Source organism: Bradyrhizobium sp. 87, assembly GCF_023073015.1.
GTDB lineage: Bacteria > Pseudomonadota > Alphaproteobacteria > Rhizobiales > Xanthobacteraceae > Bradyrhizobium > Bradyrhizobium canariense_D.
Genome location: NZ_JADPIQ010000109.1, coordinates 14,756 through 39,107 on the forward strand (window position 1 = coordinate 14,756; position 24,352 = coordinate 39,107).

Annotated in this window: 28 protein-coding genes and 1 pseudogene; 14 read left to right on the forward strand and 15 right to left on the reverse strand. The window is 63.7% G+C overall.

The genetic code is table 11. From position 1 onward, the window contains the following. Positions 1-183: 183 nt before the first annotated feature. Complete coding sequence (locus tag IVB50_RS28695) at positions 184-1,722, forward strand: Do family serine endopeptidase (protein ID WP_247298582.1); 1,539 nt, start codon at positions 184-186, stop codon at positions 1,720-1,722. A gap of 267 nt (positions 1,723-1,989) precedes the next feature. After that, positions 1,990-2,364 (forward strand): hypothetical protein, encoded by a 375-nt coding sequence (locus tag IVB50_RS28700; protein ID WP_026233103.1) that lies wholly within the window; start codon positions 1,990-1,992, stop codon positions 2,362-2,364. Positions 2,365-2,370: 6 nt separating this feature from the next. Here IVB50_RS28700 and IVB50_RS28705 read toward each other — a convergent pair whose 3' ends face one another. Together IVB50_RS28705 and IVB50_RS28710 are read right to left on the reverse strand one after the other, a co-directional pair. Beyond that, entirely contained in the window at positions 2,371-2,688 is a 318-nt protein-coding gene (locus tag IVB50_RS28705) for a DUF6496 domain-containing protein (protein ID WP_247298584.1), read from the reverse strand. Between the two features lie 85 nt (positions 2,689-2,773). Next, complete coding sequence (locus IVB50_RS28710; RefSeq protein WP_018456195.1) at positions 2,774-2,968, reverse strand: DUF3072 domain-containing protein; 195 nt, start codon at positions 2,966-2,968, stop codon at positions 2,774-2,776. 115 nt (positions 2,969-3,083) lie between these two features. On the opposite strand from IVB50_RS28710, the gene IVB50_RS28715 reads away from it, so the two are divergent. Together IVB50_RS28715 and IVB50_RS28720 are read left to right on the forward strand one after the other, a co-directional pair. Continuing rightward, complete coding sequence (locus IVB50_RS28715) at positions 3,084-3,305, forward strand: hypothetical protein (RefSeq protein ID WP_085352573.1); 222 nt, start codon at positions 3,084-3,086, stop codon at positions 3,303-3,305. An 18-nt stretch (positions 3,306-3,323) separates the two neighbouring features. Beyond that, complete coding sequence (locus tag IVB50_RS28720) at positions 3,324-3,533, forward strand: hypothetical protein (protein WP_247298587.1); 210 nt, start codon at positions 3,324-3,326, stop codon at positions 3,531-3,533. Positions 3,534-3,663: 130 nt separating this feature from the next. Here the strand turns inward: IVB50_RS28720 and IVB50_RS28725 are convergent, their stop codons facing one another. Together IVB50_RS28725 and IVB50_RS28730 are read right to left on the reverse strand one after the other, a co-directional pair. Continuing rightward, positions 3,664-3,912, reverse strand: coding sequence for a hypothetical protein (locus IVB50_RS28725; protein ID WP_085352571.1), 249 nt, complete (start codon positions 3,910-3,912; stop codon positions 3,664-3,666). A 95-nt stretch (positions 3,913-4,007) separates the two neighbouring features. Beyond that, on the reverse strand, positions 4,008-4,265 hold the full coding sequence (locus IVB50_RS28730) for a hypothetical protein (protein ID WP_247298590.1): 258 nt from the start codon (positions 4,263-4,265) through the stop codon (positions 4,008-4,010). A 138-nt stretch (positions 4,266-4,403) separates the two neighbouring features. On the opposite strand from IVB50_RS28730, the gene IVB50_RS28735 reads away from it, so the two are divergent. Further along, positions 4,404-4,625, forward strand: coding sequence for a hypothetical protein (locus tag IVB50_RS28735; protein ID WP_018456200.1), 222 nt, complete (start codon positions 4,404-4,406; stop codon positions 4,623-4,625). Here the strand turns inward: IVB50_RS28735 and IVB50_RS28740 are convergent. Both IVB50_RS28740 and IVB50_RS28745 read right to left on the reverse strand, forming a co-directional pair. Beyond that, positions 4,622-6,112, reverse strand: coding sequence for an HWE histidine kinase domain-containing protein (locus tag IVB50_RS28740; protein WP_085352570.1), 1,491 nt, complete (start codon positions 6,110-6,112; stop codon positions 4,622-4,624). The two genes, IVB50_RS28735 and IVB50_RS28740, sit on opposite strands and share 4 nt — an antisense overlap. A gap of 13 nt (positions 6,113-6,125) precedes the next feature. Then, entirely contained in the window at positions 6,126-12,413 is a 6,288-nt protein-coding gene (locus IVB50_RS28745; protein ID WP_247298593.1) for a HAMP domain-containing protein, read from the reverse strand. A 282-nt stretch (positions 12,414-12,695) separates the two neighbouring features. Between IVB50_RS28745 and IVB50_RS28750 the strand changes: the two genes are divergently transcribed. Next, the gene (locus IVB50_RS28750) at positions 12,696-12,992 is read left to right on the forward strand and encodes a hypothetical protein (RefSeq protein WP_247298596.1); all 297 of its coding nucleotides are present in this window, start codon (positions 12,696-12,698) and stop codon (positions 12,990-12,992) included. 4 nt (positions 12,993-12,996) lie between these two features. Here IVB50_RS28750 and IVB50_RS28755 read toward each other — a convergent pair whose 3' ends face one another. Continuing rightward, positions 12,997-13,509: a DUF4142 domain-containing protein gene (locus tag IVB50_RS28755; protein WP_085352567.1), complete on the reverse strand. Its 513-nt coding sequence runs from the start codon at positions 13,507-13,509 to the stop codon at positions 12,997-12,999. A 96-nt stretch (positions 13,510-13,605) separates the two neighbouring features. On the opposite strand from IVB50_RS28755, the gene IVB50_RS28760 reads away from it, so the two are divergent. Further along, complete coding sequence (locus IVB50_RS28760) at positions 13,606-13,800, forward strand: hypothetical protein (protein WP_026233106.1); 195 nt, start codon at positions 13,606-13,608, stop codon at positions 13,798-13,800. Positions 13,801-14,115: 315 nt separating this feature from the next. Beyond that, on the forward strand, positions 14,116-14,322 hold the full coding sequence (locus IVB50_RS28765; RefSeq protein WP_007594775.1) for a hypothetical protein: 207 nt from the start codon (positions 14,116-14,118) through the stop codon (positions 14,320-14,322). A 137-nt stretch (positions 14,323-14,459) separates the two neighbouring features. On the opposite strand, the gene IVB50_RS28770 is transcribed toward IVB50_RS28765, so the two are convergent. After that, positions 14,460-14,708 (reverse strand): hypothetical protein, encoded by a 249-nt coding sequence (locus IVB50_RS28770; RefSeq protein WP_018456205.1) that lies wholly within the window; start codon positions 14,706-14,708, stop codon positions 14,460-14,462. A gap of 176 nt (positions 14,709-14,884) precedes the next feature. Here IVB50_RS28770 and IVB50_RS28775 point away from each other — a divergent pair, with 176 nt between their 5' ends. Continuing rightward, positions 14,885-15,052, forward strand: a complete 168-nt coding sequence (locus IVB50_RS28775; RefSeq protein WP_162847273.1) for a hypothetical protein — start codon at positions 14,885-14,887, stop codon at positions 15,050-15,052. Here IVB50_RS28775 and IVB50_RS28780 read toward each other — a convergent pair. The 7 genes and pseudogenes from IVB50_RS28780 to IVB50_RS28810 form a co-directional block, all read right to left on the reverse strand. Further along, on the reverse strand, positions 15,049-15,537 hold the full coding sequence (locus tag IVB50_RS28780; protein WP_247298599.1) for a DUF3147 family protein: 489 nt from the start codon (positions 15,535-15,537) through the stop codon (positions 15,049-15,051). The two genes, IVB50_RS28775 and IVB50_RS28780, sit on opposite strands and share 4 nt — an antisense overlap. Then, positions 15,537-15,884: a DUF3147 family protein gene (locus IVB50_RS28785; RefSeq protein ID WP_018456208.1), complete on the reverse strand. Its 348-nt coding sequence runs from the start codon at positions 15,882-15,884 to the stop codon at positions 15,537-15,539. Before IVB50_RS28785 ends, IVB50_RS28780 begins: the two co-directional genes overlap by 1 nt. Beyond that, positions 15,881-16,465, reverse strand: a complete 585-nt coding sequence (locus IVB50_RS28790; protein ID WP_247298602.1) for a phosphatase PAP2 family protein — start codon at positions 16,463-16,465, stop codon at positions 15,881-15,883. The genes IVB50_RS28785 and IVB50_RS28790 overlap by 4 nt, the downstream gene beginning before the upstream one ends. 134 nt (positions 16,466-16,599) lie before the next feature. Then, positions 16,600-16,698, reverse strand: a pseudogene (locus tag IVB50_RS28795) (NAD(P)-dependent oxidoreductase); the annotation flags it as partial. A gap of 188 nt (positions 16,699-16,886) precedes the next feature. Next, positions 16,887-17,438, reverse strand: coding sequence for a DUF4142 domain-containing protein (locus IVB50_RS28800; RefSeq protein ID WP_247298604.1), 552 nt, complete (start codon positions 17,436-17,438; stop codon positions 16,887-16,889). A gap of 87 nt (positions 17,439-17,525) precedes the next feature. Next, positions 17,526-17,753, reverse strand: coding sequence for a hypothetical protein (locus IVB50_RS28805; protein WP_018456212.1), 228 nt, complete (start codon positions 17,751-17,753; stop codon positions 17,526-17,528). Between the two features lie 8 nt (positions 17,754-17,761). Beyond that, positions 17,762-19,549, reverse strand: a complete 1,788-nt coding sequence (locus IVB50_RS28810) for a thiamine pyrophosphate-requiring protein (protein WP_018456213.1) — start codon at positions 19,547-19,549, stop codon at positions 17,762-17,764. A 157-nt stretch (positions 19,550-19,706) separates the two neighbouring features. Here IVB50_RS28810 and IVB50_RS28815 point away from each other — a divergent pair, with 157 nt between their 5' ends. The 5 genes from IVB50_RS28815 to IVB50_RS28835 all read left to right on the forward strand — a co-directional run bounded on the left by IVB50_RS28815 (position 19,707) and on the right by IVB50_RS28835 (position 24,343). Beyond that, complete coding sequence (locus IVB50_RS28815; RefSeq protein WP_007594753.1) at positions 19,707-20,081, forward strand: PRC-barrel domain-containing protein; 375 nt, start codon at positions 19,707-19,709, stop codon at positions 20,079-20,081. A 24-nt stretch (positions 20,082-20,105) separates the two neighbouring features. After that, positions 20,106-20,264, forward strand: a complete 159-nt coding sequence (locus tag IVB50_RS28820; RefSeq protein WP_204513880.1) for a hypothetical protein — start codon at positions 20,106-20,108, stop codon at positions 20,262-20,264. Between the two features lie 199 nt (positions 20,265-20,463). Beyond that, the gene (locus IVB50_RS28825) at positions 20,464-21,618 is read left to right on the forward strand and encodes an HlyD family secretion protein (RefSeq protein WP_026233108.1); all 1,155 of its coding nucleotides are present in this window, start codon (positions 20,464-20,466) and stop codon (positions 21,616-21,618) included. Beyond that, on the forward strand, positions 21,615-23,234 hold the full coding sequence (locus tag IVB50_RS28830) for a DHA2 family efflux MFS transporter permease subunit (RefSeq protein ID WP_247298607.1): 1,620 nt from the start codon (positions 21,615-21,617) through the stop codon (positions 23,232-23,234). Before IVB50_RS28825 ends, IVB50_RS28830 begins: the two co-directional genes overlap by 4 nt. A gap of 107 nt (positions 23,235-23,341) precedes the next feature. Beyond that, a complete protein-coding gene (locus IVB50_RS28835; protein WP_247298610.1) occupies positions 23,342-24,343 on the forward strand; it encodes a nitronate monooxygenase family protein in 1,002 nt (333 codons plus the stop codon). Positions 24,344-24,352: the final 9 nt, after the last annotated feature.

Consider the following 24,352-nt stretch of genomic DNA (forward strand, 5'->3'; position numbering starts at 1 on the left):
GTGGCCGCAGTCTTCCACGGTGCGCATGGCCCGCGTTGAGCTGCATCAAACGTGCAGCCTTGACCTTTGGCCGTATCGCCGGCCCGGCTACTTTGCCAAGATTTAATCGCGTGGACGGGACGCTGTAAGGTGGCGGCCACCATGTTGGGTGCAAGGCGACTTACCCAACATGGACATATCGACATGAGCGATCACGTCAATTCCGACACCACAACGTCCCGCAAGGTCCTGAGGCCGCGCCGGCTCGCGCTGCTCGGCACCGTGGCCGCGCTTGGCGTGGCCGTGCTGGCGACTGCTCCCGGCTCTTCGCCGTTCAGCGCGACCTCCTTCATTGCGCCCGCCCAGGCCGCGGAGACCGCCGCGACACCGCCGGGCTTCGGCGACCTCGTCAGCATGGTCAAACCCGCCGTCATTTCGGTGCGGGTCAGGATCGACCAGAACAATGATAAGAGCGCGATGCTGCAACAGAACCGGATGGATTCGGACGAGGCGACGCCGTTCGACCAGTTCTCGCGGCAATTCGGCTTCCGCGGCCCGGGTGGCATGGAGGGCATGCCGCGCCAGCGCCGCCAGATGATCACGGGTGAGGGCTCCGGCTTCTTCATCTCCGCCGACGGCTATGCCGTGACCAACAACCACGTCGTCGATCACGCCGAATCGGTGCAAGTGACGATGGACGACGGCACCATCTACAGCGCGAAAGTGGTCGGCACCGATCCGAAAACGGATCTCGCGCTGATCAAGGTCGAGGGCAAGAAGGATTTTCCGTTCGTCAGATTCTCCGACCAGAAGCCGCGTATCGGCGACTGGGTGGTCGCGGTCGGCAATCCCTTCGGCCTCGGCGGCACCGTGACCGCCGGCATCGTCTCGGCCAGCGGCCGCGACATCGGCAATGGTCCCTATGACGACTTCATCCAGATCGACGCGCCGATCAACAAGGGCAATTCCGGCGGCCCGGCCTTCGACATGAATGGCAACGTGATCGGCGTGAACACTGCGATCTTCTCGCCCTCCGGCGGCTCGGTCGGCATCGGCTTCGACATTCCGGCTTCGACCGCAAAGCTCGTCGTCGCACAGTTGAAGGACAAGGGCGCGGTCACACGCGGCTGGCTCGGCGTCCAGGTGCAGCCGGTGACGTCGGATATCGCCGACAGTCTGGGCCTCAAGGAGGCGCGCGGCGCGATCGTCGACAATCCGCAGGACGGCAGCCCGGCGGCGAAGGCGGGCATCGAGGCGGGCGACGTCATCACCGCCGTCAACGGCACCGCGATCAAGGATTCCCGCGATCTCGCCCGCACCATCGCCACCCTGGCGCCCGGCACGTCCGTGAAGCTCGATGTCGTCCACAAAGGCGACAGCAAGACGGTGACACTGGCGCTTGGCGAGTTGCCGAACGAGCGGCAGGCTAGGGCCGACGAGGGCAAGTCGCAGCCAGATGCCGGCATGCCGCCGCGTCTGGGGCTCAGCCTGGCTCCGGCCGGCGACGTGCAGGGCGCCGGCCAGAAGGGCGTCGTCGTCACTGAAGTCGATCCGCAAGGGCCGGCCGCGCAACGCGGCATCCAGACCGGCGACGTCATCCTCAATGTGGGCGGCAAGGCCGTCGCCAATATCGGCGATGTCCGTTCGGAACTGGCGCAGGCGAAATCGTCCGGCAAGCGCAGCGTGCTGCTGCAGGTCCGAAGCGCACAGGCGACCCGGTTCGTCGCGGTGCCGCTCGCATAAGGCGAACGTCGATCGGCGCAACTCCAAAAAGGCGGCCTTCTGGCCGCCTTTCCCGTTCGCCTTCAGGATTTCCGCAGATCGCCGATAACATTCTCGTTAACGGCAGGGAGGATGACCCGGTTTCGTCCGAAAAAGCCGTGTTCGCTCATCACAATTGCGGATCTCGTACAGACTCGGCGGCAATGAAGCCGCCGACGATTGCAAGCGTGGAACTTCGAACTTGCCGCCGCTGAGCCGGCCGGCAATTCGTATTTGATCGGTGCCGACATGGATCGATTGAAGCTCTCGCTGAGAAGTGCGCTGCTTGTGGCGCCGTTGGTAGCGCCACTCGTGCTATGGGGTGGAAACGCTCTCGGGCGCGACGACGGCCGCTACGCGGACTCACCTCTCAAGCCGTGGTTCGACGGCCTGCGCAGCCATCTCGGTCCGTGCTGCTCGGATGCGGATGGGTTTGCGGTCGCCGATCCCGATTGGGACTCGCACAATGGACATTACCGCGTGCGGCTCGACGGCGAGTGGGTCGAGGTACCGGACGAAGCCGTGATCACCGAGCCGAACCGGGCCGGCCGCACCATGGTGTGGCCGGTGAAGACCGCGTTCGGCGTTTCGATCCGCTGCTTCATGCCGGGCAGCATGATCTGACTGAGGTCAGCGCGACCGTTTGGAGGATTTGCGCTTCGACGTCTTCTTCGAACTCTTTCTCGAAGTCTTCTTGGATGTTTTCCGAGATGTCTTCTTTGACGTCTTCTTGGACGTCTTTCGTTTCGCGGCCTTCTTCGGGACCTTCTTGCCCTTCTTGCGCGCTTTCGACAGGCCGATCGCGATTGCCTGCTTGCGGCTCTTCACGCGTCCGCCTCGACCGCCCGGTCCGCTTTTCGCGGTCCGCTTCTTGTAGCGCTTCATCTCGCCTTCGACATCGCTGCCGGACCTGCGCGAGTAGCGGCGCTTCTTTGCCTTGCGTGCCATGCATGTTCTCCCTTGGCCTGGGAAAACAATCCGGGACAGGCATGGTTCCGAAAGTGCAAGCAACGTTCCGGATAGGCGACCTAGCCTAGAACGAATCCGCCAGCTCGATCTCCGCTTCCAGCACCTGAATGCGCCGTGCTGCCTCGCTGGAGGACAGATCCCGCGCGTATTGCGCGGGCTGATACGCCTCTTCGCTCAGCCGTTTCAGCCGGAGGCCCTGCGCCCGCGTCATCTGCTCGGTGAGGAAAGACTTGGCATCGTATTTACCTTGAACCTGCATGTCGCTTCTCCCTTCTGAAATCGTGACTTGACTATATGTTCTTATTTTGTTCTAACAAGCCATGGACAACAGAATTAATGAAATTCGACGTAAAATCAGCGCCTTGAGGCTGGAAATGGCCGATGTCGAGGCGGCCGTACGCGAGCTCGTCGAGCGCGATCGGGACTGCACGGAGAAGGCCCTGGCGCAAATGGATCTGCGCCGGAAAATCAATCTGCTGATCGGCGAATGGAAGGCTGCAGGTGGCGGCGATGTCCTGCCGAATGTCCGCGATAGGATGCGCCTTCGTTCCGCGAAGACATCAGGTAGTCCTCTGCGCGTGATCGCGAGCCGCTGAGAGCCTTGGGAGCGCACGGTGGAGGATGTCCCGGATGCATACCGGATTCTAAAGCTGCGCGCCGAGATTCTCGAACTGGGCTCTGCCATCCGGCAGCTGCAACGCGAGGGGCTCGACGACGCCGCGGCCCAGCTCTTGATCGCGCGCAAGCGCGCACGACTCGACCATCTGGTGAAGTCAGATCCTGCAGGCGTTCATCCTGACATCCTGGGCAGCCATCGTAGCTGAAGCCTGCGCGCAACGCGAGGTGCGGGGCTCGTCGATACCGCATGTTGACGAAGCGGCCCGAGAGAAGTCTGTTCGAATCCGAAAGCAAAAGGCCCCGCGATCGCGGGGCCTTCGTGTTTTCGCCGAACGCCTACTTGGTGTTGCTCATACCGGCCTTGTTGTTCGTCATGGTGCCGCCCTGGTCGGAGCCGGGGCCGGAGCCGCCCTGACCGGAGGGATCAGCACCCTTGGAGGACTTGGTGTTGGCGCCCGTGGTGGTCTGCGACGTCGACATCGATGATCCGTGTTTTGCCTTATGCGACTTGGCCTGCACTGCGAACGGTGCGGCGGCGAGGCCGGTTGCCAACATCACGGCAAGAGCGAGCTTGGTGGTCTTCATCTGCGGGAACTCCCTGAGTTGAATTGACGCAGGCAGCAAACTGCCATTCGTCGCAGGAGTTCCGAACGAAGAAATTCCGGTAAAGCACGCATAGTTCAAGATTGCTTGTCCTCGGCGAGGATGAATACGACGCCGGTCAGTGTCGCGCCGATCGCGAACGTCGTCACCAAGGTGAGGGCGAAAACGACCACGGCCTGCCTTCCGCCGTGACTCAGCAAATTGGCGACGCCGGAATTGGACAGCACGAGCAAGAGGCTGAAAGCGAGTCCTAAGGCTGCGCCCATCATCGCGTGCGTCATCAGCTTGACGAGCCCGCTGGGAGAGATCAGGTCAGACGACTTCTTCGCGCGCATGGAACTCTATCCCAATCTCGCATGCAACGCCTGCGACACGCGCCGGTTCCACCCGCATGAAGGAATTGTCATCATCCGCTTCATCCGACGTTCATGCCGGGTGGGCGAGAATGACCGCGCAACACGGGAACATTCGATATGGGTAAGGTGGTCTTTCTCTATCGCTCTCTGGCTTATCGTAACGCCGCTGCGGACATCCTCCGCAAAGCGCGCAAGCTGCCCCGCGGCGCGGAGCGAAGCGCGGCGTGCCGCTATGCCAAGGCTCTGCGCGATCTCGCCCAAACAGAAGCCTGGCTCGAAGGACGGGTCGCGCGCGAGCCGCAAACGACGCAGCGCAGGAAGAGTGCGGCCTCCGGTTAGCCGGAAGCGCGCTGCAATTCGGCGGAGCTGGCGGCTTCGAAGTTGCCGGGCGCGGTCGTCGCGGCAGTCTTGCGGACCAACGGCACCTCGAGCCGACACAGCAGACCCTCGGCGCGCCAATCGAATCGCGCCTGCCCGCCGAGCTGGGACTCGACGCTCGCAAGCAGGCTACGCGTACCAAAGCCGCGGGATTTTGGCGTCATGACGAGCGGGCCGCCGGATTCCTCCCAGGTCAGCGTGAGCAGCTCGTCCTCGACCTGCCAGCCGATTGCGAGCCGTCCCGTCCGCGTCGAGAGCGCGCCATATTTCGCCGAGTTGGTGAAAAGCTCATGCAGCGCCAGCGCCAGCGTCTGGGCGGTTGCCGGCAGCAACTGAACTTCCGACCCCGCCAATTTGATCTGGCCGCCGAGGGAATAGGGCGCAAGCTCCTCGTCGATCAGCTTCGAGAGTTCGGCGCCCTGCCAGCTCGATAGCGACAGGATCGTGTGCACGCGCGCCAGTGCATTGATGCGTCCCTCGACGGCGCTGACATAGGCTTTGACCTCGTCGGCGCGGGTGAGGCGCACGATCGATTGCGCCAGCGCCAGCGCATTCTTGGCGCGATGATCGACTTCCCGCGCCAGGAGAGTCTGCCGTTCCTCGGCGCGCTTGCGTTCGGTGATGTCCACCGTCACGCCGCTGACGCGCATGACCCGACCGCTATCGTCAACCGTGGCGGCGGCCGTGCCGACACACCAGCGCACATCGCCGTCGGGCCGCACGATGCGGAACTCCGTTTCATAGGAGCGCGTGCCCTTGTTGAATTCGGCGATCGCCTTGCGCAACTGATCGACGTCATCCGGATGCAACAGCGCCTGAACGTTGGCCGGATTCACCTCGAAGCTCTCCGGGCCAACACCAAAGATGCGGTATTGTCCCTCGTCCCACATCCAGTCGCCGGTGATCCAGTCCCAGTCCCAGGAGCCCATCTTGCCGGCGGCGATCGCCATGCTGCGCCGCTCTTCGCTCTCGCGCAGCTTTGCGGTCGAATTCTCCAGCTCGGCGGTGCGTGCACGCACGCGGTCCTCGAGATCCTGGTTCAGCCGTTCGAGCTCGCGCGTCTTGCGATAGAGCTCTGCAAACACCTTGACCTTGGCGCGCAGCACCTCCGGCACGACCGGCACCGGGACGTAGTCGACGGCGCCCATCTCGTAGCCGCGCAGGCGGTCGATGTCGCTGACTTGAATGGCCGAGATGAAGATCATCGCGGTCTTCTGGAAGCGCGGATGCTCGCGGATCATCGCGGCGAGCTCGAAGCCGTCGAGCTCGGGCATGCAGACGTCGACCAGGATCACCGCGATCTCGGTCTTGAGCAGCACCTCCAGAGCCTCGCGACCGGACGAGGCGATCACGAGGTTCTGGCCGAGATCCTTCAGGATCACCTCATAGGCGAGCAGCTTGGCCGGCTGGTCGTCGACGAGGAGGATGTTGACCTTTTCGTGGTCCATACGGGCATCCAACTCAGCGGTGCAGCCACATGCGGATTGCAAGCAGCAATTGATCGGTGTTGACGGGTTTGGCGAGATAGTCGGACGCGCCGGCCTCGAGGCATTTCTCGCGGTCGCCCTTCATGGCCTTGGCCGTCAACGCGATGATCGGAAGACGGGCGAAGGTGGGGTTTTCACGAATGACGCCGATGGTCTGATAGCCATCCATCTGCGGCATCATGATGTCCATCAGCACGATGGCGATCTCCGGGTTGGATTCGACCAGGGCCACCGCCTCGTTGCCGGTCGTGGCCGTCAGCACCTTCATGCCGCGCCGCTCCAGCACGCTCGACAGCGCGAAGATATTGCGGGCGTCGTCGTCGACGAGCAGGGCGGTCTTGCCGATCAGGTCTTCGTCGGAACTGTTCAGCTTCTCGAGCATGCGCTGCTTCTCGATCGGCAACTCCGTGATCACGCGGTGCAGGAACAGCGCGGTCTCGTCGAGCAGGCGCTCCGGCGATTCCACGCCCTTGACCACGATGCTCCGCGCCATGGTGTGGAGCTCCGCATCTTCCTCGGCCGACAGCTCGCGGCCGGTGAAGACGACCACCGGAACGTTCGAGAGCGCCTCGTCATTGCGGATCTGGTCCAGCACCTCGAAGCCGGTCATGTCGGGCAGGCGCAGGTCGAGCACGACGCAATCACAGGGGTTCTCACGCAGCATCGAGAGCGCGTCGGCACCGGTGCCGGTCGTCACGATCTCGATGTCGTCGTGATGCAGGAGCTCGCGGATCGACAGCTGCTCGGCCTCGTTGTCCTCGACGATGAGCAGCCGCTTGCGCCGCGGTCGCGCATATTCCTTGATCTGGGTCAGCGCGGCCGAGACACCCTCGGTCGTCGTCGGCTTGTTGACGAAGGAGAAGGCGCCGCGCGCCAGCGCATGCTGGCGGTCCTCGTCGAGCGTGATGATCTGCACGGGGATGTGGCGGGTCAGCGGATTGTGCTTGAGCTGGCTCAACACGGTCCAGCCGAGCATATCCGGCAGGAATACGTCGAGCGAGACAGCCCTCGGCTGGTACTGCTTTGCAAGCTCCAGCGCCTCCGCGCCGCGGGCCGCGACCAGCACCTTGAATCCCTTGTCGCGGGCGAGGTCGACCAACACGCGCGCGTAGTGCGGGTCGTCCTCGACGATCAGGAGGATGCTATCGCCGGGTTCGAGGTTGAGCCGGTCGTCGGGAAGCTGCTCGATCACGCGCTGCGGTTCGGCTGTCGCGGGCTGCAGCGCCGGCGGCTGGCTCTGTTGGGGCGTTGCGCGGGGCGCGAGCGTCGGGCCGGAATATTTCAGCGGCAGGTAAAGCGTGAAGCACGAGCCCTTGCCCGGCAAGCTGCGCAGGTGGATCTCGCCGCCGAGCAGGCTTGCGAGTTCACGGCTGATCGCAAGGCCGAGGCCGGTACCGCCATATTTGCGGCTGGTGCCGGCATCCGCTTGCTGGAACGCCTCGAAGATCAGCTTCTGCTTCTCCAGCGGAATGCCGATGCCGGTATCGGACACTTCGAATGCGATCACGGCCGGCGCCGAGTTCAGCACGGGATGATCCGTGCCCCAGCCGCCGACCGCGGCGGCGACCTTCAGGCGCACCTCGCCTTCGGCGGTGAACTTGAAGGCGTTGGAGAGCAGGTTCTTCAAAACCTGCTGCAGGCGCTTGGAATCGGTGACGAGGCTGCGCGCAAGATTCGGATCGACGTCGATCTTGAACGACAAATTGCGGTTCTCCGCCTCGTGACGGAACGGCCGCCCGACCGTCTCGAGCAGATTCGCGGTCAGGATTTCCTCGGCGTCGACCGTCACCGTACCGGACTCGATCTTGGAGAGATCGAGAATGTCGCTGATGAGATTGAGCAGGTCGGTGCCGGCGCCATGGATGGTGCGGGCGAATTCGACCTGCTTGCCGGTAAGATTGCCGTCCGGATTGTCGGTGAGCTGCTGGCCCAGGATCAGGATCGAGTTCAGCGGCGTGCGCAGCTCGTGGCTCATATTGGCGAGGAATTCGGACTTGTACTTCGAGGTCAGCGCGAGCTCGGTTGCCTTTTCCTCCAGTGCGCGGCGGGCCTGCTCGATCTCCTGGTTCTTGCGCTCGACTTCGACGTTGCGCTCGGCGAGCTGCTGCGCCTTCTGTTCGAGCTGGTCGTTGGTCTGCTGCAATTCGCGCTGCTGGGTCTGGAGCTCGCCGGCGAGCTGCTGCGACTGCTTGAGCAGGCCTTCGGTCTGCATCGTCGCCTCGATCGAGTTGAGCACGATGCCGATCGAGTCCGTGAGCTGCTCCAGGAAGGTCATCTGCGAGGTCGTGAAGGAGGTGAGCGAGGCGAGCTCGATGACCGCCTTGACCTGGCCTTCGAACAGCACCGGCAGCACCACGAGGTTCTTCGGCGCGACGCGAAGCAGCGCGGAATTGATCGGCACCACGTCGGGCGGAATGTCCGCGATCACGCGTGGGCGCCGGTCGAGCGCGCATTGGCCGATCAGGCCGTCGCCGAATGGCAGCACGCGCGGATACGGATAGACGCCGTCGCCGGCATAGGAGGCAAGCAGCAGGAGCCGCGGATTCTCTTCATTCTCGACCTGGTAGATCACGCCGGTATGCGCGTTCACCAGCGGCGACAATTCGGTCAGCAGCAGGCGACCGACGGTGGTGAGGTCGCGCTGGCCCTGAAGCATGTTGGTGAATTTCGCCAGATTGGTCTTCAGCCAATCCTGCTCGGTGTTCACGTCCGTCGTGAGACGGAGGTTCGTGATCATCGTGTTGATGTTGTCTTTCAGCTCTGCGACCTCGCCGCGGGCGTCGACCTGGATCGACCGCGTCAGGTCGCCCTTGGTCACGGCGGTCGCCACTTCCGCAATCGCACGCACCTGCGAGGTGAGGTTGGCTGCCAGCAAATTGACGTTGCCGGTGAGGTCCTTCCAGGTGCCCGCGGCGCCGGGCACGTCGGCCTGACCACCGAGCCTGCCCTCGACGCCGACCTCGCGCGCCACCGACGTCACCTGGTCGGCGAAAGTCGCGAGCGTCTCGGTCATGTTGTTGATGGTGTCGGCGAGCGCCGCGACCTCGCCCTTCGATTTCACGGTGAGGTTCTGCTTGAGATCGCCGTTGGCGACCGCGGTCACCACCTTGACGATGCCGCGGACCTGCTCGGTCAGGTTCGCCGCCATGAAGTTGACCGTGTCGGTGAGATCCTTCCAGGTGCCGGCGACGCCGGGCACCTGGGCCTGGCCACCGAGTTCGCCTTCGGTGCCGACCTCGCGGGCAACGCGCGTGACTTCGCCGGCGAAGGCATTGAGCTGGTCCACCATGGTGTTGATGGTGTTCTTGAGCTCGAGAATTTCGCCCTTCACGTCGACGGTGATCTTGCGCGACAGGTCGCCGCGCGCGACGGCGGTGGTGACTTCGGCGATGTTGCGGACCTGGGTGGTGAGGTTCGCGGCCAGCAGGTTGACGTTGTCGGTGAGGTCCTTCCAGGTGCCGCCGACGCCGGGCACGATGGCCTGGCCGCCGAGCCGGCCCTCGGTGCCGACCTCGCGCGCGACGCGCGTCACTTCGGCGGCGAAGGAGCGGAGCTGCTCGACCATGGTGTTCAAGGTGTCCTTGAGCAGCAGAATCTCGCCACGCACGTCCACCGTGATCTTCTTTGAGAGGTCGCCGCCGGCGATCGCGGTCGCGACCTCGGCGATGTTGCGGACCTGAGCCGTGAGGTTCGAGGCCATGAAGTTGACGTTGTCGGTGAGATCCTTCCACGTGCCGGCAACTCCGGGCACCTCGGCCTGGCCGCCGAGCTTGCCTTCGGTGCCGACTTCGCGCGCGACGCGCGTCACTTCACCGGCAAAGCCGTTGAGCTGGTCCACCATGGTGTTGATGGTATTCTTCAGCTCCAAAATCTCGCCACGGACGTCGACGGTGATCTTGCGCGAGAGGTCGCCGCGCGCCACGGCAGTGGTGACTTCGGCGATATTGCGGACCTGGGCGGTGAGGTTGCCCGCCATCGAGTTGACGCTGTCGGTGAGGTCCTTCCAGGTGCCGGCGACGCCGGGCACGTTGGCCTGGCCGCCGAGCCGACCTTCAGTGCCGACCTCGCGCGCCACGCGCGTCACCTCGCCCGCGAAGCGGTTGAGCTGGTCGACCATCGTGTTCAGCGTGTCCTTGAGCTGAAGGATCTCGCCGCGCACGTCCACGGTGATCTTGCGCGACAAGTCGCCGCCGGCGATCGCGGTCGCAACTTCGGCGATGTTGCGGACCTGGGCGGTGAGGTTGCCCGCCATCGAGTTGACGCTGTCGGTGAGGTCCTTCCAGGTGCCGGCGACGCCGGGGACTTCGGCCTGGCCGCCGAGCTTGCCTTCGGTGCCGACTTCGCGCGCGACGCGCGTGACTTCGCCGGCGAAGGCGTTGAGCTGGTCCACCATGGTGTTGAGCGTTTCCTTCAGCTGAAGGATTTCGCCTGACACGTTGACGGTAATCTTCTTCGACAAATCGCCCTTGGCCACCGCGGTCGCGACTTCGGCGATGTTGCGGACCTGCCCGGTCAGGTTCGAGGCCATCGAGTTGACGCTGTCGGTGAGATCCTTCCAGGTGCCGGCGACGCCGCGCACCTGGGCCTGGCCGCCGAGCTTGCCTTCGGTGCCGACCTCGCGGGCAACGCGCGTGACTTCGCCGGCAAAGGCGTTGAGCTGGTCCACCATGGTGTTGATGGTGTCTTTCAGCTCGAGGATCTCGCCCCGGACATCGACGGTGATCTTTTTCGACAAATCGCCGCCCGCGACCGCGGTCGTCACCTCGGCGATGTTACGGACCTGCGCGGTGAGGTTCGAGGCCATCGAGTTGACGCTCTCGGTCAGGTCCTTCCAGGTGCCGGCGACGCCGAGCACGTTGGCCTGGCCGCCGAGCCGGCCCTCGGTGCCGACCTCGCGCGCGACGCGCGTGACTTCGCCGGCGAAGGCGTTGAGCTGGTCGACCATCGTGTTGAGCGTTTCCTTCAACTGAAGGATTTCGCCCGAGACGTTCACCGTGATCTTCTTGGAGAGGTCGCCGCTCGCGATGGCGGTGGCAACGTCGGCGATGTTGCGGACCTGCGCGGTGAGGTTCGACGCCATGAAGTTGACGTTGTCGGTGAGGTCCTTCCAGGTGCCGGCGACGCCCGGCACCTGGGCCTGGCCGCCGAGCTTGCCTTCGGTGCCGACCTCGCGCGCGACGCGCGTCACTTCCGAGGCGAACGAGTTGAGCTGGTCCACCATGGTGTTGATGGTGTCCTTCAGCTCCAGGATTTCGCCGCGCACGTCCACCGTGATCTTGCGCGACAGGTCGCCGCGGGCCACGGCGGTGGTGACGTTGGCGATGTTGCGCACCTGTGCGGTGAGATTGCCGCACATCGCGTTGACGCTGTCGGTGAGATCCTTCCAGGTGCCGGCGACGCCTGGCACGATGGCTTGGCCGCCAAGCTTGCCGTCGGTGCCGACCTCGCGCGCCACGCGCGTCACTTCCGACGCAAAGGAGCGGAGCTGGTCCACCATCGTGTTGATGGCTTCCTTGAGCTGAAGGATCTCGCCGCGGACGTCGACCGTGATCTTCTTCGAGAGGTCGCCGTTCGCAACTGCGATCGTCACCTCGGCGATGTTGCGAACCTGGTTGGTCAGGTTGTTCGCCATCGAGTTGACGCTCTCGGTCAGATCCTTCCAGACGCCGGTCACCTCAGGCACCTGGGCCTGGCCGCCGAGCTTGCCTTCGGTGCCGACCTCGCGCGCCACGCGCGTCACCTCGGAGGTGAACACGCCGAGCTGCTTGATCATGGTGTTGACGATGGTCGCCGACTGCAGGAATTCGCCGCGCAGGGGGCGTCCATCGACGTCGAGCTTGACGGTCTGGAGCAGGTCGCCCTGCGCCACGGCTGCGACCGCGCGCGTCACCTCGCGCGTCGGCCACAGCAAATCGTCGATCAGCGTATTGACCGAGCCTTCCATGTCGGCCCAGGAGCCGGAGGCCAGCCCAAACTTCACGCGCTGGCGGGTCTTGCCCTCGCGGCCCACCACCTGGCCGACCAGTTCGAGCTGCTGCGCCATGCGCTGATTGGCGGCGATGATGTCATTGAAAGTGTCGGCGAGCTTGCCGTCGATGCCGAGATAGTCGCCGCTCATGCGCACGGAGAAATCGCCGTTGCGCATGGCCTGCAGGGCGAGCAGCAATTCTGCCCGGGAATCGGGCTCCGACATGCCGTTGGTTTTTGGCTTTGGAACGCGACGACCGGAACGTGATGCAGATCCGGGATCGAGGTCGCTCATAATTTGTCCCCCGCAGGCGTCAGCCGATTCCCAGGCAAGACGCGGATTATCAAAATAGAGCGTCAGCCAAATTCGAAATCAAGCGCCAACGTTAAGGCGCCAGGACGTGGAACCTGCTTTGCTCAGCCCGATTAACATAATAGCGATACCTCGGAATGGTTCCATTGGGTTCCTGATTTCTGCCGAGGGAAGACACCTTGGGGGCCCGTTTCGGGCCTCGGTCATCGCTTCCGGAACGGACCGCTGGTCCTGCTGTTAGCCTCGAATACAGGGAGAGCGCACATGAAAGCAGGATTTGCCGTGATCGGCACCGTGATGTTGTTGGCTGGATCGGCGTTCGCACAAGGCGGCGCGCCCAGCGGCCGTGGTGCGGTGACCGGCGACCCCGCCGCAAGCTCCGCCACCCCACGCGCGGACACACCAACTACGGGTGCGTCGACCCGGTCCAATCCCAGCGGTAGCGGCACCTCGACTTCGGGCGGCAAGGATGACAATGGGGATGCCGGCCGGGACCGGATGCCGGAGAGCGACCGCACCGTGCGGCCGGCGAGCCAGCAAAGTCATCCGAACACTAAATAAACGGCTACTTGTCTGCCATGGTGCGCTCGGCGTCTTTGACCTGTGAGCGCAACAGTGGGAGCTGCTCGCGCGCGAATGTTGCAAGCGCGGCATTGTCGGGCGCCTTCAGATAGCGCTCGAGCAGGTCGATCACCGATTCATACTCGGGAATCTGCGCGGCATAGAAGCTTCTGACGAAAGTCGGTCCGTCCGAAGTTTCGGGCTCGACCAGGCTCGCGCTCGCCGAGGTCGTCTTGGCGACGCGCGGTTCGGTGCCGATCGTCTCCTGAATCTGTTTCAGGGCCTTGTCGCGCCGGGCTGCTTCTTCGGCGCGCAGGGCGGCGAGGTTCTTGACCTCGGCATTGCCCTTCAGGTCGGTGCTCTCCAGCAAGCCCTGCTGAAAGCGGCTGAAAGTGTAGAGGTCGCTGATGGTCTCGGTTGCGGTCGGCGTGCGGCCGGTCGGCCGTCGCTCTCCGGTGCTGTCGGCAAGCGGTGCAGTGCTGATGAACGCCAAAACCATCGCGAGAAGAATCCGCATGGACGTCCAATGGCGGACGGCGGTCGAAAGTTCCGCAGATGTTACGATCCGGTAAGGGCGGTTGCGACGCGTCGGTTCCGTCCCCAATTCATGTTGATGAAACAGTCCGAGATCTTCAGGGATAACGCCGACAACTGCCTCCAGCTCGCCGAGAGGGCCGAAGCACAGCCGGCACACAATCGTTTTCTGCGCATGGCGAATGCGTGGACGGCACTTGCCGACGAGCAGGATTGGCTCGACGGCGAGGTGCCGCCCGTTCCAACGCGCAGGCCTCAAAAGCAGGATGCGTAATTCTGTCGTGTTCGTGGATCTGCGTGTGAGACTGCGCACGGACAACAAGCAGGATCATTCGTAACAGTCGATCGCGTTGATTTCCTATTTCAGGAGGTTTTTGCAATGGCTCCACGTCTGGCTCTTCTTTCGCTCATCCTCGCCTTTGGCGTGTCGGTCGCGTTCGCCACCGTGACGACAGTGCGGCAGGTGCATCACGAAAATGCATCGACCCCGGTGCACTCAGCGCACAGTTAGCAGTCTGATCTCGCGGGTCGGAACCTTCGACGCTCCGGCGCGTAAGCGCTTCGAGACAGCAAAGAGGCGAGAGCTATCATGGCCCATTCCGACCAAGGCATCATCAGAGATCAGCGTGGTGAACAGCAGCCGCGGGACAAGCAGCGTGCGCAGACCGTGCACAAGTCGGAGCCAAAGGGCTCGCCCTCTCGTGAGGCCACGCGCGATCCCAAGCTGAACGACAACAGCAAGACGCCCGGTTCCGGCATGGCGCCCGATGATTCCGGCGACGCGCCGAGCGGCTAATTCCTTCAGGAACGAATTCGCACGCGAAGAGTCGAGGGATTGCTTCCGGTTGTCATGCCCCCGGTGATCCGGAAGTAATCTCCAAGGACGGCCCTGGCACCCCGTGCCGGGGCCGTTTGCTTGAGCATCAGGCTGGACTAATCCTCGGAGCCGCGCTCGGGATGCGGTTGCGTATGGCCGTCCGGGCCGCGCCCGAAAACTCCGAACCTGCTCGATTTGACATTCGCCCCTGCATCGACTGCGGCGGTGGCCAGTCCGAGCTTCAGGAGCTCGCGCACGGCCGCGGCTCGCGTCGGCATGCGATGTTTGAACCGGAAGTCGTCCACCGCGGCCAGTTCTTCCGGTGACAGCATGACCTGGAGCCGCTCGGCGCGAAGGTCGTTCATGATCAATCACCCAAAATGAGCAAGTTGAGTAGTTTACTCAACGAACTCATTCGGCCGCGGTTCCACAAGATGCGGCTATGACGCCAAGTTAGCCAAAAAATATAACGAAATCAACAACTTATGTGATGCAGGGATCCTTTGACAGGTGTATACTCCCGGCAAATGGGAGAGACGTCATGACGAACGAAGTCAGATTGCCCCGCACACATGTCGAAGAGAGCGAAGCACCCAGGCCGGTGCGCCCCAGCCACCAGAAGGTCATCGAGCAGGTCGAGCGCTGGGCCAACAGCCCGGGCCTTCAACCGCCGAGATTGCAGCCGTCAATGCATGCCAAAGCGGGCTAACGCTTCGTAAGGGGAGAATCCTTTGCTGATGGCGAATGGGCTGACCGGGGCGGTTTGCGGGAGACGATGCGCAGCTTGCGCCTGAGCCCCCAGGCCAATACCGAAACCACGGCCCAAGCTATCAACGCGGCGGCGAAAGCGCCCGGAACGCTTGCGGCCACGGTAACATGAAAGACGGCGGCGAATGCCAGGAGACCGATGCTTCCCCAGGCGGCACCAGCCGCGTCGAGCCCGGCGGCCTCTTGTCCGCGGCGCGTGCCGCTGAGGCCGGCCTTCTCCTTGGTGCGGCGTTCATGGCTTTCGACCAGCGTTGCGCTCGCGCAGAAGATGGCGGGAAGCGCAAGGAAAAGTCCGCCGACGGAAACACCGAAGCGCGCTCCCAGAACCCCCGTGAGCACGGTCGCCAGGCCACCGAGCAGGAAACGAATGCCGTATTCGTACCAGCGCGTCTGCTTCAGCGCGGAGAGCGACAGCTTGACCGGCATCAGGCCGCACCTCCAAAGCCGGCGAGCAGGCCGAAGGCGACCGCAAGCCACACGATACCAGCAAGGACGGTCGCCGGCAGCGCGGACACACAGTATCTGATCAGCAGATGGCAGACGACGACGCTGTAGCAGCCGAGCGCGACCGCGCCATAGATCATCGTCCAGCTTTCTGCCGCGGCGTATTGCGGGCCGTGCTGGACGACGGCGATGCCGAGCGTCGCCAGTGCAACTGACGGTGCTGCGCCGAGCAACCCCGCAAAGCTTTTGGGTTTGAGCATATCGCCCAAGATCGCAAAAGCGGAGACGATGATGCCACCGGCGATGAAGCGCACGACATATTCGGTCATGGCCGTTTCCGCCAAGTGAGCTGCTTGCGCAACGATTGCGTCAGTGTCCATGGCCGCAAGAGTCTCTCTACAGCCGCGCCCAGCGCAAAGCCTGCGACGACGTCGCTTGCCCAATGCGCGAGTACCGCAATCCGTGTCAGCGAAAGTGCGACCGCAATCGCACGCACCAACCGACGCGGCGTTTTCGGCAGCAGGCCCGCCGCCGAGGCAAGTGCGCCCATATGGACCGCGTGACCGGACGGGAAGGCGTCGCGCGCCTGTCCTGAGATGGGTACTCCATGTCGGTGTCCGCGTATGGTCAGCCGGTCTGGCCTGGTCTGATCGAATATGGATTTCAGGACATGCGGGAGGACGGCAGTCGCCAGCGACACGGCCACAACGTGATTTGCAACGGGGCGCTGTTGGGGCTGCCAAATATGAGTGTAGAGCCACCCTGCCGCGGCCAGCGCGAGCAGCACGTGCTCGTCGGCAGCCCAGGTCAATGTCTGCGCCGTGTGTTCGATGCCTGAATTGGTGTGATCAGCGATCGTATCCGCGATCGCGGTGTCGATCCGGCTAGGTTTAACCTCTACTAATGCCATCGGTCTGCAAGCGTGATGTCCTTCATGACAGTTTTGTAAAGCCCGGAGACAAAGAAGGTTCCTGGGCTCTGCCTCGTGGCATAAGTCTGCCGCGCCGACTACGGCTGTCCCGATCCACCAGCGGACCCATACACCTAGCCGGTCGCATTGCTCGCGTCGGCCGCGGCACGCTGCACATAAATCGAGGCCAGTTCGGCGGGCTGGCCGGAACGGCCGAGCGGCGTCATGCCTCCGCTGTCGAAGAGGCCAGCGAAGCAGCAGCGAGCGTTGCGCTCGCCGCTTGGACGACGTGCCGGCGGGATACTGAAGTCTTGTCGTGATGTGTCATGACGATCTCCGCGATCTTCGATCTCACTGCGCGGAGACAGGCATCGTTGCAAAACGAGAGGACGCCGGTAGGGCCGGCGTCCTCGTAAGATGTTTACTTGGTCTGACCGACGCTCGGCGCCTTGCCGAGCTCCTTGGCCATGTCGAGATGGTGCTTGAGCGCCGGCAGCGTCTTGCCGGCCCAATCCTTCAGGTCGGAATTGTCGCCGCCCTTGGCGTAACGCTCGAACAGCGAGACCGCGTCCTCATGGGCGCTGACCTGGTACGAATTGTAATCCGAACTGAAGTCCTTGCCATTCGCGCTCTTGAGCTTGTCGAGTTCGCTCTGATGCGAGCTGTCGAGTGCTGTCGGCAGCGTCGCCTGCACCTTGCCGCCGCTGACAAGGCCCTTAAGTTCGCTGCTGGTCTTGGTGTGGTCGGTCAGCATCTGTTGCGCAAAGGTCTTCTCCTGCCTGTTGCCTTTCTGCTCGGCGAGCTTGCTCGACTCGATCTCGAACATATCGCTGATGGCGACTTCCTTGACGAAGTCGGCGGTGGCGGGCGCGACGCCGAGCGCCGAGTTGACGCCGGTTTTCTCGCCGAGCGACTGGGCGAGTGCGGGGCCTGCGAGCAGCACGCAAGCAGCTGCGATAATCATTCGTTTCATGGTCCGATCCCTCCGAATGGGCGCGCAGCCTCTCGCCGCGCGACGTTGCGCCCACCAACACACTGCAGCGGCCGGAGTTCCTAACGGCTAATCCGTCGGTCTCCGCCCGCTCCGCGGGTTGATTGGATCGGTAGGCTTGCGCCGAAGCCGTTCGGGCAGAAATGGCTCGCTCGGCGTGGCAGTGGCCTCGGCACGCACGTCTGCATGGCGTTGTGCCCGTTCATGCGGCGTCCGGTTGTCGTTGATCTGCCGCTTCACGTCGAGGCCATCCACGGGATCGTTGACGCCGTGCTGGATATCGCGGAAATCGCTCATGCTTCACCTCATTCGTTTCCAGGTAGGATCTTTTCCAGCACCTGCCGCGCCGCCCCCTTGATCACTCCGCTCTCGTTGGGATCGCCCTTCAGCAGCGCAAGCGAGAAGTTCTTGGCCTGCTGCAAGGTGATGTGCGGCGGCAGCGGCGGCACTTCGGGATCGGTCTTCACCTCCAGCACCACCGGCATCTCGCTCGCCAGCGCCTGCTCCCAGGCCGAGCCCAGCAGCCGCGGGCTGTCGACATAGATGCCGGAGAGGCCGATCAGTTCGGCAAAGCGCGAATAGGACACGTTTGGTATGCGCTGCGATGCCTCGAATTTCGGATCGCCGTTGATGACGCGCTGCTCCCAGGTCACCTGGTTGAGGTCTTCGTTGTTGAAGACGCAGACGATGAAGCGCGGATCCTTCCAGTCGCGCCAATACTTGGCGGCGGTGATCAGCTCGGCCATGTTGTTCATCTGCATCGCGCCGTCGCCGACGAGTGCGATCACCGGGCGGTCGGAATGGGCGTATTTCGCGGCGAGCGCATAGGGCACCGCGGCACCCATCGAGGCGAGCCCGCCTGAGAGCGAGGCCGTCATGCCGCGGCGCATCTTCAGGTCGCGCGCGAACCAGTTGGCGCAGGAGCCGGAATCGCTGGTGACGATGGCGCGGTCGGGCAGGCGCGGAGACAGCTCCCAGGCGACGAGCTGCGGATTGACCGGTGCTGCGGGCTGATGTGCCCGATCATCGAGCGTCTTCCACCATTTCGCGACGTCGTCCTGGATACCCTGGCGCCAGGCGCCATCGCTCTTGGGTTTCAGTCGCGGCAGCAGGGCGCGCAGCGTCTCGGCGGCATCGCCGACGAGGCCGACCTCCATGGGAAAGCGGATCGACATCATGCTGGCGTCGATGTCGATCTGCACGCCGCGCGCCGCGCCTTCCTTCGGCAGGAATTCGGCATAGGGAAAGGCGGAGCCGACCATCAGCAGTGTGTCGCATTCCATCATCATGTTGTAGCTGGGTTCGGTGCCGAGCAGGCCGATCGAGCCGGTGACCCACGGCAGATCGTCGGGGAGCGCCGCCTTGCCGAGCAGCGCCTTGGCGCAGCCGGCGGACAAGCGGTCGGCGACCGCGATCACCTCCTCGGTGGCGTGGAGCGCGCCGGCGCCGATGAGCATCGCGACCTTCTTGCCGGCATTGAGCACCTCGGCGGCACGGTCGAGGTCAGCGTCACGAGGCTTGATGCTTGGAGCGCTATAGCCAATGCCGGAGTGCAGAGTGCCGTGAGCGCGCGGCGGGTCCTCGTAGGGCTCCTCCTGGATATCGTTGGGCAGGATGATCACCGTTGGCGTCCGCCGGGCCAGCGCGATCCGGATCGATCGATCGATCAGATGCCGGATCTGCGCCGGCGAGGAGGCCTGCATGACGTAGGCGCCAGCCACATCCTTGAACATCGAGACGAGATCGAGTTCCTGCTGATATTGCCCGCCCAGCGCATTGCGTGCCTGCTGGCCGACGATCGCGAGCACGGGCTGGTGATCCAGCAGGGCATCGTAGAGCCCGGTGATCAGATGCGAGGCGCCGGGGCCCGAAGTTGCGATACAGACCCCGAGTTGGCCAGAGAACTTCGCATAGGCGCTCGCCATGAAAGCGGCCATCTCCTCATGCCGGGTCTGAACAAAGCCGATCTTGCCCTCAGCACGCTGAAGGGCTCCGAACACGCCGTTGATGCCATCGCCAGGATAGCCAAAGAGGTGGCGCACGCCCCATTGATGCAGACGTTGAACGATGAAGTCGGAGACGGTCTGGGACATCAAGGGCGGCCCTTCGTTTTCCGGTATTTGGTTTCCGGGATTTGAAGTTGAGAGAACCACCCGTTTCCGGCGATGTTCCTCAAGTCTGACGGAACATGCCGGAACGATCGCGCACCTCTTCGGGTTGTCTCCACAACTGGCTGAGTGGAGAATTGAGATGTTGAATCAGGGTGAACTGGACCAAAACGAGATGGGTCGGTTGATCGGCAGCGACAAGGTCGAGGGAACATCGGTCTACGGTGCCGATCGCAACAAAATCGGCTCGATCGAACGCGTGATGATCGACAAGATCAGCGGCAAGGTGTCCTACGCCGTGCTCGGCTTCGGCGGATTTCTGGGCCTCGGCAACGACCACTATCCGCTGCCGTGGCAGTCGCTGAAATACGACACGGAGCTCGGCGGTTACGTCACCGGCATCACCACCAAGGAACTGGAAGGCGCGCCCAAATACGGCGAACGGAGTGATTGGAACTGGGGTGATGACGCCGCGGTTCGCGGGATCAACTCCTATTACGGTGTCCCCTTCGCGTAAGCGTTTCCAACGAAAGGAAGCTCGATGAGCAAGGAATGGCCTAACGACGATCCCCGGCAGCAGAGCGACTGGGGTTCGCACAAGCAGACGGACAAGCCCTGGAAGGGCACTCCGGAAAAGGAGCAGGGATCGGACGAGGTGAAACCCGATCTCGAGAAATGGCACGCGACGAAGACGCACTGAGACCGGGTGCGCTTCCCATGAGATATCGAGGCGAGCGCGGCATGCACTGTGCCGCGCTCGCTTTTTGGGCAGGCGTTCACGAACGCGATGGTGCTCGCAACAAGCGGAACCATGATCAGGAGTTGCAGTTGGGCTCGCGGCGCGTGTGCCGGCCTTGGCGGCTCTGCCGCCAGTTTGATCCCCGAGAAAGGTGTTCACCGTGGATGCTCAAACACGGGAGCGTGGACCGTCCGCGGAGCAGCCGCAGAGGGCGAAGGAAGCTCCGAAGATATCTCCTGATCAGGCCCGTGACGCCACGGACTCGAAGCCGGCCAAGGCGCCGTCGCTGCGAGAGCGGATTCGCGAGCATTGGTTGCTGGCAAGCGTTGGCACCATCGTCTTGCTCGCGGCCCTTATCGGCGGAGTGCTCTATTGGCTCCAGGTGCGCCACTATGAATCCACCGACGATGCCTTCGTCGCCGCGCGCAGCTTTTCCGTGGCCTCCAAGGTTGGCGGCTACGTGACCGACATACCCGTGACGGACAACCAGCATGTCAAAGCCGGGGACCTTCTCGCCAAGATCGACGAGCGCGACTATCGCATCGCCATCGATCAGGCCAATGCGCAGGTCGCGGTCGCCAGGGCGAACATCGCCAATGTCGAGGCGCAGATCGTCTCCCAGCAGGAGCAGATCAAGCAGGCGGAGGCGCAGCTCGAACAGGCCCAGGCCCAGCTTCAGTTCTCGCAGGAAGAATTCGCGCGCGCCCAGGATCTGGTCGAGAAGGGCGCCGGCACCGTGCAGCGCCAGCAGCAGACCCGCTCCGATCTTCAGGCGCAGCAGGCCAACACGGAACGCGCGAAGACCGCTGTGACGGCCGCGCAGGTCGGCATCAAGACGCTGCAGGCGCAGCTCGAGGGCGCCCGGGCGCAGCTCCAGCAGTCGCAGGCGCAGCTCGATCAGGCCAAGCTGAACCTGCAATATACCAGCGTGGTTGCGGCGCAGTCCGGCCGCGTCGTCAAGCTCAGCGGCGCCAAGGGCACTTTCGTGACAGCCGGACAGAGCCTGATGATGTTCGTGCCTGACGAGGTCTGGATCGTCGCCAACTACAAGGAGACGCAGCTCAACGACATGCGGCCGGGTCAGCCGGTCGAGATCCGCATCGATGCCTATCCCGCGCGCAAGCTCACCGGCCATGTCGACTCCGTGCAGCCGGGCTCCGGCACCGCGTTCAGCCTGTTGCCGGCGGAGAACGCCACCGGAAATTACGTCAAGGTGGTGCAGCGCGTGCCGGTGAAGATCGTGGTCGACAGCTGGCCGGCCGATCTGCCCGTTGGTCCCGGCATGTCGGTCGTGCCCTGGACCAGGGTGCGATGACCGACACGGCGCAGGGCAGTGCATCCGCGGGCGGCTGGTCGCCGGAGCGCTCGGCGGCGGGCGGTCATAATCCCTATCTCATCGCGTTCGTCGTCTCGATCGCGACCTTCATGGAGGTGCTCGACACCACCATTGCCAACGTTGCCTTGCGCCACATCGCCGGTGGGCTTGCCGTCGGCATCGACGAGAGCACCTACGTCATCACCAGCTATCTCGTCGCCAACGCCATCGTGCTGTCGATCTCGGGCTGGCTGTCGACCGTGATCGGCCGCAAGCGCTTCTACATGATGTGCGTTGCGATCTTCACGGTCTCCTCGCTTTTGTGCGGCTTCGCCTGGAATCTGCAGGCGCTGGTGCTGTTCCGAATCCTTCAGGGCCTTGGTGGCGGCGGCATGGCGACCAGCGAGCAGGCGATCCTCGCCGACTCCTTCCCGCCGCACAAGCGCGGCCAGGCGTTCGCGATCTATGGCGTCGCGGTCGTGGTCGCGCCCGTGGTCGGTCCGACGCTCGGCGGCTGGATCACCGACACCTACACCTGGCACTGGGTGTTTCTGATCAACGTCCCCATGGGATTGCTGTCGCTGTTCCTGGTCGGCACGCTGGTCAAGGAGCCCTCGGGCGCGGAGGAGGAGAGGGAGAAGCTGCTGAGCAAGGGCCTGCGCGTCGACTATGTCGGCTTCCTGCTGGTCGCGATCGGGCTCGGCTCGCTCGAATACGTGCTGGACGAGGGCCAGCGCAACGACTGGTTCGGCTCGAACATGATCTTGTTCTTCGCGGTACTTTCGGCCATGTCACTGCTTGCGCTGATCCCGTGGGAGCTGACGCGGGAGGATCCCATCGTCGATCTCCGCCTGCTGGGCCGTCGCCAGTTCGCCGCCTGCTTCATGGTCATGCTTGCGACCGGCGCGGTGCTGATCTCAACGACACAGCTTTTGCCGCAACTGCTCCAGAGCGATTTGAACTACACCGCCATGCTGGCCGGTCTCGCTTTGTCGCCCGGCGGCGTCGCGACCCTGGTGCTGATGCCAGTGGTCGGCCGCCTCGTCAGCAGCGTGCAGCCGAAATATCTCATCATGTTCGGTGCCGCCATCGTCGCCTTCTCGATGTGGCATCTCACGGGCCTTACCGGCGATATCACCTACGGCTATGCCGCGATGTCGCGGATCTTCCTCGCGCTCGGTCTTCCTTTCCTGTTCCTGCCGGTCACGACCGCGTCCTATGACGGTGTGCCGCCCGACAAGACCAACCAGGCGTCGGCGCTGATCAACGTCGCCCGCAATATCGGCGGCTCCATGGGCGTCGCGCTGGCGCAGACAATTCTGGCGCAGCGCCAGCAATTCCACCAGAGCCGCCTGATCGAGCACGCCGCGCCATCGGACCTCGGCTATCAGCAGACCATCGAGACGATGACCCGCTTCTTCCAGGCTCAGGGCTCGAACGCGAGTGATGCAGCCTCGCAGGCGGTCGCCTGGGTTGGGCGCACCTTGCAGCAGCAGGTCGATTTGCTCGCTTATATCGACGTGTTCTGGACGCTCGCGATCATCGCGGTGCTGATGATCCCGACCGCCGCGGTGCTGCGCCCGATCAAGCTTGGCGCTCCCGCGCGGGGGCATTGAGCCTACGGCCGTTCTGAGAGAAATGGCGAGAGAGAAAGGATGACCGCGGCGCAAAAGTCCGGCTAGACTGGCGCGAACGTCAAGCAAAAGCCCGGGAGGTAATTTAAGTGAAGACCGCGATCACCGAACTGTTCGGCATCGAGCACCCCATCATCCAGGGCGGCATGCATTTCGTCGGCTTTGCCGAGCTGGCGGCTGCCGTCTCCAATGCCGGCGGACTCGGCATCATCACCGGTCTCACGCAGAAGACGCCGGAGCTGCTGGCAAAAGAGATCGCACGCTGCCGCGATATGACCGACAAGCCGTTCGGCGTGAACCTCACTTTCCTGCCGACCTTCGCCGCGCCGCCTTATCCGGAATACATCGCCGCCATCGTCGAAGGCGGCATCAAGTCCGTGGAGACCGCCGGCCGCAGCCCGGAAGCCTACATGCCGGCGCTGAAGGCCGCCGGGATCACGGTCATCCACAAATGCACCTCGGTGCGCCACTCCTTGAAAGCCGAGCGCATCGGATGCGACGCGGTCAGCGTCGACGGCTTTGAGTGCGGCGGCCATCCCGGCGAGGACGACATTCCCAACATGATTCTGCTGCCGCGCGCGGCGGAGGAATTGAAGATTCCGTTCGTCGCATCCGGCGGCATGGCCGACGGCCGCAGCCTCGTCGCGGCGCTGTCGCTGGGTGCGGCGGGCATGAACATGGGCACGCGCTTCATCGCCACCAAGGAAGCGCCGGTGCATCAGAACGTCAAGAATGCACTGGTCGCCGCGACCGAGCTCGACACCCGCCTCATCATGCGGAGCCTGCGCAACACCGAGCGCGTGCTGAAGAACGCCAATGTCGACCGCCTGCTCGAGATTGAACGCGAGAAGGGCGACAAGCTGAAGATCGACGACATCCACGACCAGGTCGCGGGCGTCTATCCCAGGATCATGCTGGACGGGCAGATGGACGCCGGCGCCTGGAGCTGCGGAATGGTCGCAGGCCTCATCCACGACATCCCCACCTGCAAGGAACTCGTCGACAGGATCATGGCTGAGGCGGAAACCATCATCCGTACCCGTCTAATGGGGTTTCTTGAAGAGACGGGTGCACCGCGAAAGGTCGCCTGACACCGCCAA